Source organism: Streptomyces sp. NBC_01460, assembly GCF_036227405.1.
GTDB lineage: Bacteria > Actinomycetota > Actinomycetes > Streptomycetales > Streptomycetaceae > Streptomyces.
The window spans coordinates 5604852-5620212 of record NZ_CP109473.1 but is presented as its reverse complement, the minus strand read 5'-3'; the positions used below and the strand labels follow the sequence as shown (position 1 = coordinate 5620212).

The window sequence follows — 15361 nt, the reverse complement described above, 5'->3', positions numbered from 1 at the left end:
GCACGCGGAACGGTCCGCCCTCCAGGAGGAGGACGGACCGTCCGTACCGGCCGTCGGCATGGTGCCGCGCCCGTCACTGCGTGACGCCTACGCGGCGGCCGGGAGCCTGTCCCTCACCCCGGCCGAGGCCGGGGCGAGCGCGATCTCCAGCACCTGGCGGACATCGGTCACCGGGTGGACCTCCAGGGTGTCGAGGACCTCGGCCGGGACGTCGTCCAGGTCGGCCTCGTTGCGCTGGGGGATCACCACGGTGGTGATGCCCGCGCGGTGGGCGGCCAGCAGCTTCTGCTTCAGACCGCCGATCGGCAGCACCCGCCCGGTCAGTGAGACCTCGCCGGTCATCGCCACGTCGGTACGGACCAGCCGTCCGGAGAGCAGCGAGGCCAGCGCGGTCGTCAGGGTGATGCCGGCACTCGGGCCGTCCTTGGGGACCGCGCCCGCCGGGAAGTGGATGTGCACGCCCCGGTCCTTGAGGTCGGCGACCGGAAGCTCCAGCTCCGCTCCGTGCGAGCGCAGGAAGCTCAGCGCGATCTGCGCCGACTCCTTCATCACGTCGCCCAGCTGACCGGTCAGGGTCAGCCCGGACGCACCGGTCTCCGGATCGGCGAGCGACGCCTCGACGAACAGCACGTCGCCGCCGGCTCCCGTCACCGCGAGCCCGGTGGCCACGCCGGGCACCGCGGTGCGGCGCTCGGCCGGGTCCTGCGCGGACTCGGGTACGTGGTGCGGCCGTCCGATCAGACCCCGCAGGTCCTGCTCGGACACCGTGGACGGGAGCTCCCGCTCGCCCAGTTCGTGCTGGGCCGCGACCTTGCGGAGCAGCCGCGCGACGGCCCGCTCCAGGTTCCGCACCCCGGCCTCCCGGGTGTACTCGCCCGCCAGCTTGCGCAGCGCGGACTCGTCGAGGTCCACCTCGTCCTTCTCCAGACCCGCTCGCTCCAGCTGGCGCGGGAGCAGGTGGTCCCGGGCGATGACGACCTTCTCGTCCTCGGTGTAGCCGTCCAGGGTGACCAGCTCCATGCGGTCGAGCAGGGCCTCCGGGATGGAGTCGAGGACATTGGCCGTGGCCAGGAACACGACGTCGCTGAGGTCGAGTTCGACCTCCAGGTAGTGATCCCGGAAGGTGTGGTTCTGCGCCGGGTCGAGCACTTCGAGCAACGCGGCCGCCGGGTCGCCCCGGAAGTCCGAACCGACCTTGTCGATCTCGTCGAGCAGGACGACCGGGTTCATCGAACCGGCCTCCTTGATCGCCCGGACGATGCGCCCCGGAAGCGCGCCGACGTACGTACGCCGGTGGCCCCGGATCTCCGCCTCGTCCCGGACACCGCCGAGCGCGACCCGGACGAACTTGCGTCCCATGGAGTGCGCGACGCTCTCCCCGAGGGAGGTCTTCCCCACACCGGGCGGGCCGACCAGCGCCAGCACCGCGCCGCCGCGCCGGCCGCCGACCACACCGAGGCCGCGGTCCGCGCGGCGCTTGCGCACCGCGAGGTACTCGGTGATGCGCTCCTTCACGTCCTGCAGACCCGCGTGTTCGGCGTCGAGGACCTGCTGGGCGCCGCGGATGTCGTAGGCGTCCTCGGTCCGCTCGGTCCAGGGGAGCTCCAGGACGGTGTCCAGCCAGGTCCGGATCCAGGACCCCTCGGGGCTCTGGTCGGAGGAGCGCTCCAGCTTCTCGACCTCCTTGAGGGCGGCCTCACGGACGTGCTCGGGGAGATCCGCCGCCTCGACGCGGGTCCGGTAGTCGCCGGACTCGTCCTCCGGATCGCCGTTGAGCTCGGAGAGCTCCTTGCGCACGGCGTCGAGCTGGCGCCGCAGCAGGAATTCGCGCTGCTGCTTGTCGACGCCGTCCTGGACGTCCTTGGCGATGGACTCGGCTACGTCCTGTTCGGCGAGGTGCTCGCCGAGCCACTGGACGGCCAGCTTCAGGCGGGCGACCGCGTCCGCGGTCTCCAGCAGCTGGACCTTCTGGGCGGTGGTGAGGAAGGGCGAGTAACCGGAGTTGTCGGCGAGGGCGGAGATGTCCTCGATCTGCTGGACCCGGTCGACGACCTGCCAGGCACCGCGCTTCTTCAGCCAGCTGGTCGCGAGGGCCTTGTACTCCTTGGCGAGCTCGGCGGCCGAGCCCGGCAGGGGGTCGGGGAGGGACACGTCGATCCGGGTGCCCTCCACCCACAGGGCGTTCCCGGGCCCACTGGTCCCGGCACCGATCCTGACCCGGTCACGCGCCCGGATCAGGGCGCCCGGGTCACCGTCCGACAGGCGTCCGACCTGTTCGACGGTGCCCAGGACGCCGGTCCCGGTGTAGTTCCCGTCGATACGCGGCACGAGCAGCACCTCGGGCTTGCCGCCCCCGGGCCGCGCGACGGCCTGCGCTGCCTCCACGGCTGCGCGCACCTCCGCGTCCGACAGGTCGAGCGGCACCACCATTCCGGGCAGTACGACCTCGTCGTCCAGCGGCAGCACGGGCAGGTCGATCGGCGTGGACGCCTTGGTCGCGTTGGACTCTGCAGTCATGATCTCCCCTTCGGCAGGCAAGTTGAGCTATGTGGACTCAATGCTTGTGAGCCCTTACATGTTCCCCGGACCGTGTTCGCTCTCAGCGATCGTCCACGCCACCCGCCCCCACCTGCGCCGTTCCGGGGCCACGCCAGGTCCCGCTCCGAGCACCCGCCTCTACCGCAGCACCCGGCCGGCCACCGCCATTCCCGGCACGTCCGGGCCGGAGCCGCAGACCGCCCCGTCCGCCGGGAGGGTGACACCCCGGGAAACCGGTGGTCCAGGGACACGAGGCCGAGGAAGGATGGACCGCCGACGAACGCCCTGCCCCCTGCCGGAGAACCGGAGACCGCGCCATGCCCGTCACAGACGCCCCCAGCCCCGTCGTCCTCGACCGGCGCGACGGGCCGTTCGGCGAAGTGGTCCTGCGTCAGCGCGGCGACGACTTCGAGATCATCGCCAACGGGTGCTTCCTGATGGACACCTCCGACGGGCGCTCCGAACGCCTCCTCGTCGACGCGGCACTCGCCGCCCTGCCTGCCGGGCGGCCGGATCCGTCGGTGCTGATCGGCGGGCTCGGCGTCGGGTTCTCCCTGGTGCGCGCGGCCGACGAGCCCCGCTGGGGCCGCATCGCGGTCGTCGAGCGGGAGCGGGCCGTCGTCGACTGGCACCTCGACGGACCGCTCGGCCGGATCTCCGGGCCGGCGCTGGCCGATCCGCGCACCGAGATCCTCCGCGCGGACCTCGTGACCCACCTCCTGGCGACCACGGAGCGTTACGACGCCCTGTGCCTGGACATCGACAACGGCCCCGACTGGACCGTCACCCAGGACAACGAAAGCCTCTACTCGCCCGCCGGTCTCGCGGTCTGCCGGGAGCGTCTGACGCCCGGCGGAGTCCTCGCCGTGTGGTCCGCGCAGCCGTCCCCGGACTTCGGGAAAGCCTTGCGGAATGCCGGATTCCACGCAGTAACGACCGAAGAAGTAGCCGTTGCCCGAGGTGTTCCGGACGTGGTCCATCTCGCACTCCGGAGCGACTGAACCCCCACCCGGTATGCGCATCCCGGTCCTGCCACGGATCAGGCACCACAACTCCGCCGATCCGTCTCCTTTCCGCGGGTAACACCTTCACGACGGACAACACCCTGCGTAGCCGAGAGGCGTCCTCTGCCTTTACGCTGCTGACCGGCACAAGGGATCACCGACGAAATCCACAAGCGACAACCGTGCCTCCGGGGGAATGGCCTCCGCGAGAACGGGCAGGGGCGGGGCGATGGAACAGACACACACCACCCACAACGGCGTCGCGGCCACCCCCGGGGCTCAGCGCCGGGTGCTGGTGGTCGAGGACGACGCGACAATCGTCGACGCCATTTCCGCCCGGCTGCGGGCCGAGGGCTTCCTGGTGCAGACCGCACTGGACGGGCCGGCGGCCGTGGACGCGGCCGAGGCCTGGCAGCCCGATCTGATGGTGCTCGACATCATGCTTCCGGGCTTCGACGGCCTGGAGGTCTGCCGTCGCGTGCAGGCGCAGCGCCCCGTACCGGTGCTGATGCTCACCGCACGCGACGACGAGACCGACATGCTGGTCGGGCTCGGGGTCGGCGCCGACGACTACATGACCAAACCGTTCTCCATGCGGGAGCTGGCGGCCCGGGTCCACGTGCTGCTGCGCCGGGTCGAGCGGGCCGCGCTGGCCGCGGTGACGCCGCGCAGCGGCATCCTCCGCCTCGGCGAGCTGGAGATCGACCACGCGCAGCGCCGCGTCCGGGTGCGCGCCGACGACGTCCACCTCACGCCGACCGAGTTCGACCTGCTGGTCTGCCTGGCCAACACACCGCGTGCGGTGCTGTCCCGGGAACAGCTGCTGGCCGAGGTCTGGGACTGGGCCGACGCCTCCGGGACCCGTACGGTCGACAGCCACATCAAGGCGCTGCGCCGGAAGATCGGCGCCGAGCGGATCCGCACCGTGCACGGCGTCGGCTACGCCCTGGAGACACCCGCGCCATGACGCGGCCCGGCTCAGGACTGCGGCCGTTCTCGATCAAGGCCAAGCTGGGCACGCTCGTGGTGGTCTCCGTGTTCATCACGACCGGACTGCTGATCGTCGCCCTGCGGACCAGGACCGAATTCCGGTTCATCACGGTCTTCTCGGTGATCGCCACCCTGCTGATCACCCAGTTCGTGGCGCACGGACTGACCGCGCCGCTGGACGAGATGCGCGCCGTGGCGCGGTCGATCTCGCACGGCGACTACACGAGACGCGTGAGCGGCGCCGGACGCCGCGACGAGCTCGGCGACCTGGCGCAGACGATCAACCGCATGGCGGACGATCTGGAGGCGGAGGACCGGCACCGCAAGGAGCTGGTGGCCAATGTCTCCCATGAGCTGCGCACACCCATCGCCGCACTCAGAGCCGTGCTGGAGAACGTGGTGGACGGGGTGTCCGCCGCGGACCCCGAGACGATGCGCACGGCCCTGAAACAGACCGAGCGCCTCGGCCGGCTGGTGGAGACCCTGCTGGACCTCTCCCGGCTGGACAACGGGGTGGTGGCCATCAAGGCGCGCCGCTTCGAGGTGTGGCCCTACCTGTCGGGCGTGCTGAAGGAGGCGAATCTCGCAGCCTCCCAGCGCCGCCTCTCCTCAGGTTCCGGCAACCACTCCCGTACGGACGTCCATCTGCATCTCGACGTGTCACCGCCCGAGCTGACGGCGCACGCGGACGCGGAACGCCTGCACCAGGTGGTCGCCAACCTCATCGACAACGCCGTCAAGCACAGCCCCCCGCACGGCCGGGTCACGGTGCTGGCGCGGCGCGGGGAGTATCCCGAGTCGCTGGAGCTGGAGGTCGTCGACGAGGGGCCCGGCATCCCGGAGGCGGAGCGCCACCGGGTCTTCGAGCGCTTCAACCGCGGCCAGGCGCCCTCCCCACACGGCCCCGGCAGCGACGGCGGTACGGGGCTCGGGCTCGCCATCGCCCGCTGGGCCGTGGATCTCCACGGCGGCCGCATCGGCGTGGCCGAATCCGCCCGTGGCTGCCGAATCCAGGTCACTCTTCCGGGCATGCATCAGCTGCACGATTGACCCCGCGTTCGAAGCGGAGGGCCCCGTTTCTCCTTCCAGGCCGGGAAAGAGATACGGTCGAAGGGGCCGTACCACCGGCCTCGCGTACCCGAAGGGCAGCGGAACCCTGCTTGTTTCCCGCCATTTCATGCGCCGAAACCCGGCTTCCGATGTGATGTGCACGACGAAGACCGGCCCGGCCTGCACGTAACGGCTGCGGAGGCGTAGCCTTGATTTCCGCTGTCCATCACCTTGTGAAGCGGAAGAGGGCGGTTGCCGCCGTGTCGTCTCAGTCCCCCAGTAACTCGAGCATCTCGACCGATCAAGAAGCAGGCTCCGGGTCCAACCCGGCGGCCGCTTTCGGCCCCAATGAGTGGCTCGTCGACGAGATCTACCAGCAGTACCTCCAGGATCCGAATTCGGTCGACCGTGCCTGGTGGGACTTCTTCGCCGACTACAAGCCGGGTACGTCCGGCACGGCGGACAAGCCCGTCCCCGCACCTGCGGGAGCGGTGACCCCGGCTCCGGCCGCCACCGCTGCGAGCGCAGTGAACAACACCGCTCCGGCGCAGGCCGCGGCGCAGGCTCCGGCCGCGCCCCCGGCTGCCCCTGCCGCACCCGCGGCCGCCGCACCGGCGGCTCCGGCCGCCCCCGCCAAGGCAGCGCCCGCGAAGGCGGCCCCGGCCGCCGCGAAGGCGGACGCCTCCACCGAGGCCCCGGCCGGCCCCGAGTACGTGACGCTGCGCGGCCCGTCGGCCGCCGTCGCGAAGAACATGAACGCCTCGCTGGAGCTGCCGACGGCGACGTCCGTCCGCGCCGTGCCGGTGAAGCTGCTCTTCGACAACCGCATCGTCATCAACAACCACCTGAAGCGGGCGCGTGGCGGGAAGATCTCCTTCACGCACCTCATCGGGTACGCGATGGTGCAGGCCCTCAAGGCCATGCCGTCGATGAACCACTCGTTCGCGGTCAAGGACGGCAAGCCGACCCTGGTCAAGCCCGAGCACGTCAACCTCGGTCTGGCCATCGACCTGGTGAAGCCGAACGGCGACCGCCAGCTCGTCGTCGCGGCCATCAAGAAGGCCGAGACGCTCAACTTCTTCGAGTTCTGGCAGGCCTACGAGGACATCGTCCGCCGTGCGCGCGTCGGCAAGCTCGGCATGGACGACTTCTCCGGTGTCACGGCCTCCCTGACCAACCCCGGCGGCATCGGCACCGTCCACTCGGTGCCCCGCCTGATGCCCGGACAGGGCCTCATCATGGGCGTCGGCGCGATGGACTACCCGGCGGAGTTCCAGGGCACCTCGCAGGACACCCTGAACAAGCTCGGCATCTCGAAGGTCATGACCCTGACCTCGACGTACGACCACCGCGTGATCCAGGGTGCGGCGTCCGGCGAGTTCCTGCGCGTGCTGGCCCAGCTCCTGCTCGGCGAGAACGAGTTCTACGACGAGATCTTCAAGGCGCTGCGCATCCCCTACGAGCCGGTCCGCTGGCTCAAGGACATCGACGCCTCGCACGACGACGACGTCACCAAGGCCGCGCGGGTCTTCGAGCTGATCCACTCCTACCGGGTCCGCGGTCACGTGATGGCCGACACCGACCCGCTGGAGTACCGCCAGCGCAAGCACCCCGACCTGGACATCACCGAGCACGGCCTCACCCTGTGGGACCTGGAGCGCGACTTCGCGGTCGGCGGCTTCGCCGGCAAGACGATGATGAAGCTCCGCGACATCCTCGGTGTCCTGCGTGAGTCGTACTGCCGCACCACCGGCATCGAGTTCATGCACATCCAGGAGCCGAAGGAGCGCAAGTGGCTCCAGGACCGGGTGGAGCGTCCGCGCCCCGCTCCGGAGCGCGAGGAGCAGCTGCGGATCCTGCGCCGCCTCAACGCCGCCGAGGCGTTCGAGACGTTCCTGCAGACCAAGTACGTCGGCCAGAAGCGGTTCTCGCTGGAGGGCGGCGAGTCCGTCATCCCGCTGCTCGACGCGGTCATCGACTCCGCCGCCGAGGCCCGCCTCGACGAGGTCGTCATCGGCATGGCCCACCGCGGCCGGCTGAACGTCCTGGCGAACATCGTGGGCAAGTCGTACGCGCAGATCTTCCGGGAGTTCGAGGGCAACCTCGACCCGCGGTCGATGCACGGCTCCGGCGACGTCAAGTACCACCTGGGCGCCGAGGGCACCTTCACCGGTCTGGACGGCGAGCAGATCAAGGTCTCGCTGGCCGCCAACCCCTCGCACCTGGAGGCCGTCGACCCGGTCCTCGAGGGCATCGCCCGCGCCAAGCAGGACATCATCAACAAGGGCGGCACGGACTTCACGGTCCTGCCCGTGGCGCTCCACGGCGACGCGGCCTTCGCCGGCCAGGGCGTCGTGGCCGAGACGCTCAACATGTCGCAGCTGCGCGGCTACCGCACCGGCGGCACCGTGCACGTGGTGATCAACAACCAGGTCGGCTTCACCGCCGCCCCGGAGTCCTCGCGCTCCTCGATGTACGCCACGGACGTGGCGCGCATGATCGAGGCGCCGATCATCCACGTCAACGGCGACGACCCGGAGGCCGTGGTCCGCGTCGCGCGGCTCGCCTTCGAGTACCGGCAGACGTTCAACAAGGACGTCGTGATCGACCTCATCTGCTACCGCCGTCGCGGTCACAACGAGGGCGACAACCCGGAGTTCACCAACCCGCAGATGTACACCCTGATCGACAAGAAGCGCTCGGTGCGCAAGCTCTACACCGAGTCCCTCATCGGTCGTGGCGACATCACGCTGGAAGAGGCCGAGCAGGCCCTCCAGGACTTCCAGGGCCAGCTGGAGAAGGTCTTCGCGGAGGTCCGCGAGGCCACCTCGGCGCCGTCCCAGCCGCATGTCCCGGACGTGCAGGCGGAGTTCCCGGTCTCGGTGGGCACCGCGGTCTCCTCGGAGGTCGTGAAGCTGATCGCCGAGTCCCAGGTCAACATCCCCGACGGCATCACGGTGCACCCGCGCCTGATGCCCCAGATGCAGCGCCGCGCCGCCTCGGTGGAGAACGGCACGATCGACTGGGGCATGGGCGAGACCCTGGCCATCGGCTCGCTGCTCATGGAGGGCACCCCGGTCCGGCTCGCCGGCCAGGACACCCGCCGCGGCACCTTCGGCCAGCGTCACGCGGTGCTCGTCGACCAGAAGACCGGCGAGGACTACACCCCGCTGCTCTACCTCTCCGACGACCAGGCCCGTTACAACGTCTACGACTCGCTCCTCAGCGAGTACGCGGCCATGGGCTTCGAGTACGGCTACTCGCTGGCCCGCCCGGAGTCCCTGGTGATCTGGGAGGCCCAGTTCGGTGACTTCGTCAACGGCGCCCAGACCGTCGTGGACGAGTTCATCTCCTCGGCCGAGCAGAAGTGGGGCCAGACGTCCGGCGTCACCCTGCTGCTCCCGCACGGCTACGAGGGCCAGGGTCCGGACCACTCGTCCGCCCGCCCGGAGCGTTTCCTGCAGATGTGCGCGCAGGACAACATGACGGTCGCGATGCCGACCCTCCCGTCGAACTACTTCCACCTCCTGCGGTGGCAGGTGCACAACCCGCACCACAAGCCGCTGATCGTCTTCACGCCGAAGTCGATGCTCCGCCTCAAGGCGGCGGCGTCGAAGGTCGAGGAGTTCACCACCGGCGGCTTCCGCCCGGTGATCGGCGACGAGACGGTCAAGGCCGAGTCGGTCCGCAAGGTCGTCTTCGTCTCCGGCAAGCTCTACTACGACCTGGACGCCGAGCGCGAGAAGCGCGGTGACACGGAGACGGCGATCATCCGTCTCGAGCGTCTGTACCCGCTGCCGGGTGCGGAGATCCAGGCCGAGATCGCCAAGTACCCGAACGCCGAGAAGTACCTCTGGGCCCAGGAGGAGCCGGCGAACCAGGGTGCGTGGCCGTTCATCGCGCTCAACCTGATCGACCACCTGGACCTGGCCGTCGGCGCCGATGTGCCGCACGGTGAGCGCCTGCGCCGCATCTCGCGTCCGCACGGCTCGTCCCCGGCGGTCGGCTCGGCCAAGCGTCACCAGGCCGAGCAGGCGCAGCTGGTCGCCGAGGTCTTCGAGGCCTGATCAGCGGCTGTACGGCACCGGAGGGCCCGGCCCCGCGAGATGCTCGCGGGGCCGGGCCCTCCGGCTTTCCGGCCTCGTTATCCTGGTGCCATGTACTTCACGGACCGTGGCATCGAGGAACTGGAGAAGCGGCGCGGCGAGGAGGAAGTCACCTTCGAGTGGCTCGCCGAGCAACTGCGTACGTTCGTCGATCTCAACCCCGACTTCGAGGTCCCCGTCGAGCGCCTCGCGACCTGGCTGGCCCGCCTGGACGACGAGGACGAGGACGAGTAGTCAGCCGCTGTTGCGGGGGTTTCCTCCCGCCGCGCCCCTGACGTGGTTGTACGCGAGTCCCAGCACACCCTGCACGAGAAGCACCAGGCCGGCCGCGATCCAGCCGCCGCTGCGGCGGCGGGCTCCCCACAGGGTGAGCGGGAGGCCCGCGGCCACCTGGACCACGGCCGCCGCGCGGGCCTTCGGCCCGAGCATCCAGGGGCCGAGGCTGCCGCTCTCGACGGCGTCGAGCTCCACACGCACGGCATCGCGCCAGCCGGCCCATTCGATCAGTTCCGCCCGCGGGAGGACCTTCGCGACCGAGCGCAGCCGGTCCGCGGGCTCACCGGGTGTGAGGCCGGGCGGCAGTTCCACCCCCGCACGGGTGAGCACGGCGAGCAGTCCGCGCAGCCGGGCGTCGGCGTCGGCCGACGGGTCCGCCCGGGTCAGTGCCTCCAGTTCCTGGACGTCCAGGACGGGGTCGAGACCGAGCCGGACGGCGGACGTCCGCATGGCTTCCTCCTCGGCCGCCGGGGTTCCGTCGGCCAGCCAGATGTAGCCGACGGGGCGGCGGAATCCCGAGGCGAGGGTGTACCCGGACCGGTCCCCGTCCCACCACAGCGCGAGCACCGGCCAGGTCGAGCCCACTGCGAGGGCGGTGGCCCATCCTCCGACGACACGGTCGACGGGTTCGGCGCCCCCGTCGGCCGCGCTCCCGGGGCTCCCGCCGGCCGGCGCTCCCGCGTTCCCGTCGGCCGCCGTTCCCGCGCTGCCCTCCGGGACGTGCTTGCGCCAGGGCTTCCCCTCGGGGACGAGCACACTCCAGCCGTCCCCGGCGGGCACGAGCAGCATGCGCTCCTGCAGCAGATGGGCCACGGGCCGTACGGTCTCGGGGTCGGCCCGGCACAGCAGCAGGGCGCCCACGGATGTCGTGGTCATGGTCCATACGCTAGGGCAGTTCAGCCATATATGAGCGCTTTTATGCGATTGCCCCTTGCTCCGCGAGCACCCTCTCGATTCCACCCTTGACTTCCGCGATCCACGATATATCGTGTTCCCAGGAGACGCGATATATTGCGTCATGCCACCCAGCGGGAGGTCAGATCCATGCCTGAGTCGACGTGGACCGTCGCCGAGCCCCGAAGGCTCGCCTTCGACGAACCGGTGACCGCACTCGACGTGCGCGTCGTCGACGGTGCGATCAACATCGTCGGCACGGACGAGCCCACAGCCCGTCTGGAGGTGTCGGCGATCGACGGGCCACCGCTGATCGTGACCCTGCGAGGGGGCATCCTCACCGTCACCTACGAGGACCTGCCGTGGCAGGGGTTCCTCACCTGGCTCGACCACCGACGTCCGCGCCGCAGTGCTGTGGTCTCCCTCAGCGTGCCCGCGGGCGCGGCGGTGAAGGTCGGGGCGATCGGGGCCGAGGCGGTCGTCTCGGGGATCCGAGGGCGCACCGAGCTGAGCGGCATCTCCGGCGACAGCACCCTGGTAGGCCTTTCGGGAGCCGTCAGGGCCGAGACCGTGTCCGGCGGCCTGGAGGCCCAGACCGTCACCGGCGACCTCCACTTCCAGTCCGTGTCGGGCGATCTGACGGTCGTCGAGGGCACCGGCACCTCGGTCCGCGCGGAGTCCGTCACGGGCCACATGGTGCTCGATCTCGGCACCTCGTCGCAGCCGACGGACATCAGGCTGACCTCGGTGTCCGGCGAGATCGCCGTCCGGCTGCCGCACCCGGCGGACGCGAAGGTCGAGGCGAACACCGCCGGCGGCACCATTTCCAACGCCTTCGAGGACCTGCGCGTGGGGGGCCAGTGGGGAGCGAAGAAGATCACCGGAACGCTGGGAGCGGGCACGGGAAGACTGAAGGCGACCACCGTCTCGGGTTCGATCGCCCTGTTGCGCCGTCCCCCCGCCCAGGACCACGCCCACGATGCCGAGCCGACCGGAAAGGTGCTCTGACATGGCCCCCGTATTCGCCCACGGACGCCTCCGCCTCTACCTCCTCAAGCTGCTGGACGAGGCACCCCGTCACGGGTACGAGGTGATCCGCCTCCTGGAGGAGCGCTTCCAGGGGCTGTACGCACCCTCGGCCGGCACCGTCTATCCGCGGCTGGCCAAGCTCGAGGCCGAGGGTCTGGTCACCCACGCCACCGAGGGCGGCCGCAAGGTCTACTCCATCACCGACGCCGGGCGCGCCGAGCTGGCAGGCCGGGGTGGCGAACTGGCCGATCTGGAGCTGGAGATCCGGGAGTCCGTCTCCGAGCTCGCCGCCGAGATCCGTGAGGACGTACGGGGCGCGGCGGGCCGCCTCCGCAGCGAGATGCGTGCCGCGGCCTCCGAGTCCCGCCACACCTCTTCGGGCGACAGGAGCGGCTGGGATCCCGGTTTCGGGGAGAAGGAGGCCTGGCGCACGGCGAAGGAGGAGCTGCGGAAGGCCAAGCAGGAGTGGAAGGAACAGGCCCGCAGGGCGAAGGACGAGTCCCGCAAGGCCCGTGAGGACGCGGAACAGGCCCGCCGTCAGGCCCAGGAGGCACACGAGAAGGCGCGGGAGCAGGTGCAGAACGCCGCGCGCCAGGTCCAGGAGCACTTCGCGCGGGGCGACTGGCCCGCTGGGGTGCGGGACGGACTGGCCGAGATCACCGGCCAGCTCGGCGGCTTCGCCAGGACCGGCACCTGGCCCTCGTACAGCCGGCCCGCGCCCGAGGAGCCGGACATCGAGTGGGCGGCCGACACCGCGAGTACCGGCGATCCGGCCCGCGACCTGGACCGCCTGCTGGACCGCTTCCGGGACGACATCCGTGACGCCGCCCGGGACCGCGGGGTCAGCGAGGCCCAGCTGTCGGAGGCCCGCGGCCATCTGGCCGCAGCCGCCACCCACATCGACTCACTGCTGCGCGGTAGGTCCGGCGGGGCGAAGGGCGCGTCCGGCACCACCTGACCCCGTACGCGCCCCGACCGGCCGGACACCGGCCGCCGGTGGGGCGCGGTCCGGACCGCGAGGCACGGTCCGGCCGGTGGAGCCGAGGTCAGCTCGCCCGGGCCTGGCCCCCGCCCTCGCCGCCGTACAGCGCGCGCTCCACCGTCGCGTAGGTCGCACCGTGTTCAGCGAGTACGTCGGCGGCGACGCCGGGGCAGGCGGTCAGGGCAAGCAGCAGGTGCTCCTCACCGATGAAGCGGTCCCGGCGACCCAGCGCGATGCGCAGGGACTTCTCCAGGATGCTCTTCGCGCCGCCCGTGAAGGGGCGGTGCCCGGTCCGCCACCGGCGGTTCGTGCGGTCGCCCGCCAACGCCCCTTCCCCGTGGGCGCCCTCGACCCGGGCCACGATCTCGCCGACATCGATGCCGATGCCGGCGAGCGCCTCGGTGTCGGCCCTGGTGAGCCCACCCCGGCGGCGCGCCTCCGTGAGCGCCGTCTCCACGGAGGCGCGTCGGCCGGTGAGTCCGAGGGAGGCGACGGCGAGGGAGGCCCGGCTGCCCTCCTGGTCCAGCAGGGAGAGCAGCAGGTGCTCCTCCGTGACCGAGTCCGCCCCGATCCGTTCCGCGTGGGTCACCGCGCCGGTCACGACGGCCCGGGCGCCCTTGGTGAATCGCTCGAACATCAATGCCTCCCGTACTTCTTGTGCACGGCCTGCCTGCTGACACCGAGCTCGGCAGCAATCTCCTGCCACGACCATCCCTGGACGCGGGCGCTTCTCACCTGGACGGCTTCGAGCTGTTCGAGCAGCCGCCGCAGCGCGGCGACGGCCCGCAGGCCGACCCGCGGGTCGTGGTCACCGGCGCGGGCGGCGAGGTCCGTTGCTTCGGTCATGACGTCAACCTACGTTGACACGCGACCTCTGTCAACCTTCATTGACATGATCGGTGGCGAGGCGCGCGTGGCGCTCCACGTCGTACCGGACATCCCCGTAGCGGAGCTTCTCCCGGTCGATGCCCTCGGGGACGAAGCCGGCCCGGACGGCCACGGCGCAGGACGCGGGATTGTTCGTACGGTGCCCGAGCTCCAGCCGGTGGAGCCCCAGGTCGTCGAAGGCCCAGCGGGCGAGTGCCCGCACGCCCCCGAGGGCGACGCCCGTCCCGCGCGCCTCTTCGACCGTCCAGTACGAGACCCAGCCGGTGTCATGGACGCGGTTCACCGCCGCTACGGACACATGGCCGAGCGGCACTCCGTCCCGGACGACCGCCCAGGTGTACGCCGTGCCGGCCGCCCGTTCGCTCTCCCGCTCCGCGACCCACTCCAGCGCCTCGGCGCCGGTCGTGACGGGCCGGCCCGCCTGCCGCGCCATCTCCAGGGGCCGGAACGCGCGGAGCAGCGCCGGAGCGTCGTCGGCCCGCCAGGTCCTCAGCGTGAGGCCGCCGGGCGCGGGCAGTTCCCCCGGTGCACTCATCAGGGAGTGAGGACGATCTTCCCGAACAGGTCTCCGGCGGCGAGCCGCTCGAAGCCTTCGCGGGCCCGGTCGAGCGGCAGCGTCGCGTCGATGACGGGCCGCACCCCGGTGGCCGCGCAGAACGAGAGCAGGTCCTCCAGCTCGTCCTTGGAGCCCATCGTCGAGCCGACGACCTTGAGCTCGAGGAAGAAGATGCGCGTCAGCTCGGCGTGCGCGGGCCGGTCACCGCTGGTGGCACCCGAGATGACCAGGGTGCCTCCGGGCCGCAGCGACTTGACCGAGTGGGACCAGGTCGCGGCACCGACGGTCTCGATGACGGCGTCGACGCGCTTCGGCAGCCGCGCGCCCGGCTCGTAGGCCTCCATCGCACCCAGCTCGACGGCCCGCTTGCGCTTGGCCTCGTCGCGGCTGGTGGCGAACATCCGCAGCCCTGCGGCCTTGCCGAGCACGATCGCCGCCGTGGCCACACCGCCGCCGGCACCCTGCACGAGGACGGAGTCGCCGGGCCGCACCCCGGCGTTGGTGAACAGCATCCGGTAGGCCGTCAGCCAGGCGGTCGGCAGACAGGCGGCCTGCTCGAAGGTGAGTTCCTTCGGCTTGGGCAGCACGTTCCAGCTGGGGACGGTGACCAGCTCCGCGAAGGTGCCCTGATAGCGCTCGGTGAGGATGGAGCGCGGCTCGTCCGGTCCGACGCCGTGCCCCGTCTGGCCGATGACGGAGTGCAGGACGACCTCGTTGCCGTCCTGGTCGATGCCCGCGGCGTCGCAGCCGAGGATCATGGGCAGCTTGTCCTCGGCGAGGCCGACGCCGCGGAGGGACCAGAGGTCGTGATGGTTGAGCGAAGCGGCCTTCACCTGGACGGTGGTCCATCCGGACCGCGCCTCGGGGGCCGGGCGTTCGCCCAGTTCGAGTCCGTCGAGGGGCCGGTCACGGTCGATGCGGGCTGCGTAGGCGGCGAACATGGCCATGACGATAGGCCGTGACGCGCCGTGACGTAACCGTTCGGAGGTGTGACACACGCCCCAGCCCGGATGCGACACGCGCCCAGCTCGCCGACGGGTGAGGGAGC

Annotated in this window: 13 protein-coding genes; 7 read left to right on the top strand and 6 right to left on the bottom strand. The window is 71.0% G+C overall.

The window, feature by feature from the left end:
• Positions 1-87 precede the first annotated feature (87 nt).
• Positions 88-2517, bottom strand: a complete 2430-nt coding sequence (gene lon / locus OG488_RS25525; protein WP_329232808.1) for an endopeptidase La — start codon at positions 2515-2517, stop codon at positions 88-90.
• A 338-nt stretch (positions 2518-2855) separates the two neighbouring features.
• Between lon and OG488_RS25520 the strand changes: the two genes are divergently transcribed.
• The 5 genes from OG488_RS25520 (at position 2856) to OG488_RS25500 (ending at position 9922) form a co-directional block, all read left to right on the top strand.
• On the top strand, positions 2856-3539 hold the full coding sequence (locus OG488_RS25520; protein WP_329232806.1) for a spermidine synthase: 684 nt from the start codon (positions 2856-2858) through the stop codon (positions 3537-3539).
• A gap of 232 nt (positions 3540-3771) precedes the next feature.
• Entirely contained in the window at positions 3772-4509 is a 738-nt protein-coding gene (locus tag OG488_RS25515; protein ID WP_014154105.1) for a response regulator transcription factor, read from the top strand.
• Positions 4506-5582: a HAMP domain-containing sensor histidine kinase gene (locus tag OG488_RS25510; protein WP_329232804.1), complete on the top strand. Its 1077-nt coding sequence runs from the start codon at positions 4506-4508 to the stop codon at positions 5580-5582. Before OG488_RS25515 ends, OG488_RS25510 begins: the two co-directional genes overlap by 4 nt.
• Positions 5583-5842: 260 nt before the next feature.
• Positions 5843-9649 (top strand): multifunctional oxoglutarate decarboxylase/oxoglutarate dehydrogenase thiamine pyrophosphate-binding subunit/dihydrolipoyllysine-residue succinyltransferase subunit, encoded by a 3807-nt coding sequence (locus OG488_RS25505; protein ID WP_329232802.1) that lies wholly within the window; start codon positions 5843-5845, stop codon positions 9647-9649.
• A 90-nt stretch (positions 9650-9739) separates the two neighbouring features.
• Positions 9740-9922 carry a DUF6104 family protein gene (locus tag OG488_RS25500; RefSeq protein WP_003961784.1) on the top strand — a complete coding sequence of 61 codons (183 nt, stop codon included), beginning with the start codon at positions 9740-9742 and terminating at the stop codon, positions 9920-9922.
• Here the strand turns inward: OG488_RS25500 and OG488_RS25495 are convergent, their stop codons facing one another.
• A complete protein-coding gene (locus tag OG488_RS25495; RefSeq protein ID WP_329232800.1) occupies positions 9923-10840 on the bottom strand; it encodes a hypothetical protein in 918 nt (305 codons plus the stop codon). It abuts the gene before it with no gap.
• Between the two features lie 168 nt (positions 10841-11008).
• Here OG488_RS25495 and OG488_RS25490 point away from each other — a divergent pair, with 168 nt between their 5' ends.
• Together OG488_RS25490 and OG488_RS25485 are read left to right on the top strand one after the other, a co-directional pair.
• Entirely contained in the window at positions 11009-11866 is an 858-nt protein-coding gene (locus OG488_RS25490; protein WP_329232798.1) for a DUF4097 family beta strand repeat-containing protein, read from the top strand.
• Between the two features lies 1 nt (position 11867).
• Positions 11868-12845 (top strand): PadR family transcriptional regulator, encoded by a 978-nt coding sequence (locus tag OG488_RS25485; RefSeq protein WP_329232797.1) that lies wholly within the window; start codon positions 11868-11870, stop codon positions 12843-12845.
• An 88-nt stretch (positions 12846-12933) separates the two neighbouring features.
• Here OG488_RS25485 and OG488_RS25480 read toward each other — a convergent pair whose 3' ends face one another.
• From OG488_RS25480 to OG488_RS25465, 4 genes are read right to left on the bottom strand one after another with little or no spacing between them, the layout of a single operon-like run.
• Positions 12934-13506: a Clp protease N-terminal domain-containing protein gene (locus tag OG488_RS25480; RefSeq protein ID WP_329232795.1), complete on the bottom strand. Its 573-nt coding sequence runs from the start codon at positions 13504-13506 to the stop codon at positions 12934-12936.
• Positions 13506-13715: a sigma factor-like helix-turn-helix DNA-binding protein gene (locus OG488_RS25475; RefSeq protein ID WP_033298277.1), complete on the bottom strand. Its 210-nt coding sequence runs from the start codon at positions 13713-13715 to the stop codon at positions 13506-13508. Before OG488_RS25475 ends, OG488_RS25480 begins: the two co-directional genes overlap by 1 nt.
• 31 nt (positions 13716-13746) lie before the next feature.
• Positions 13747-14292 (bottom strand): GNAT family N-acetyltransferase, encoded by a 546-nt coding sequence (locus OG488_RS25470; protein ID WP_329232792.1) that lies wholly within the window; start codon positions 14290-14292, stop codon positions 13747-13749.
• Positions 14292-15254, bottom strand: a complete 963-nt coding sequence (locus OG488_RS25465; protein ID WP_329232790.1) for a zinc-binding dehydrogenase — start codon at positions 15252-15254, stop codon at positions 14292-14294. Before OG488_RS25465 ends, OG488_RS25470 begins: the two co-directional genes overlap by 1 nt.
• Between the last annotated feature and the right edge of the window lie 107 nt (positions 15255-15361).

Bases quoted from the DNA above. Each gene is read 5' to 3' on its own strand.
- lon (WP_329232808.1), bottom strand. From the start codon at position 2,517: ATGACTGCAGAGTCCAACGCGACCAAGGCGTCCACGCCGATCGACCTG.
- OG488_RS25520 (WP_329232806.1), top strand. From the start codon at position 2,856: ATGCCCGTCACAGACGCCCCCAGCCCCGTCGTCCTCGACCGGCGCGAC.
- OG488_RS25515 (WP_014154105.1), top strand. From the start codon at position 3,772: ATGGAACAGACACACACCACCCACAACGGCGTCGCGGCCACCCCCGGG.
- OG488_RS25510 (WP_329232804.1), top strand. From the start codon at position 4,506: ATGACGCGGCCCGGCTCAGGACTGCGGCCGTTCTCGATCAAGGCCAAG.
- OG488_RS25500 (WP_003961784.1), top strand. From the start codon at position 9,740: ATGTACTTCACGGACCGTGGCATCGAGGAACTGGAGAAGCGGCGCGGC.
- OG488_RS25495 (WP_329232800.1), bottom strand. From the start codon at position 10,840: ATGACCACGACATCCGTGGGCGCCCTGCTGCTGTGCCGGGCCGACCCC.
- OG488_RS25490 (WP_329232798.1), top strand. From the start codon at position 11,009: ATGCCTGAGTCGACGTGGACCGTCGCCGAGCCCCGAAGGCTCGCCTTC.
- OG488_RS25485 (WP_329232797.1), top strand. From the start codon at position 11,868: ATGGCCCCCGTATTCGCCCACGGACGCCTCCGCCTCTACCTCCTCAAG.
- OG488_RS25480 (WP_329232795.1), bottom strand. From the start codon at position 13,506: ATGTTCGAGCGATTCACCAAGGGCGCCCGGGCCGTCGTGACCGGCGCG.
- OG488_RS25475 (WP_033298277.1), bottom strand. From the start codon at position 13,715: ATGACCGAAGCAACGGACCTCGCCGCCCGCGCCGGTGACCACGACCCG.
- OG488_RS25470 (WP_329232792.1), bottom strand. From the start codon at position 14,292: ATGAGTGCACCGGGGGAACTGCCCGCGCCCGGCGGCCTCACGCTGAGG.
- OG488_RS25465 (WP_329232790.1), bottom strand. From the start codon at position 15,254: ATGTTCGCCGCCTACGCAGCCCGCATCGACCGTGACCGGCCCCTCGAC.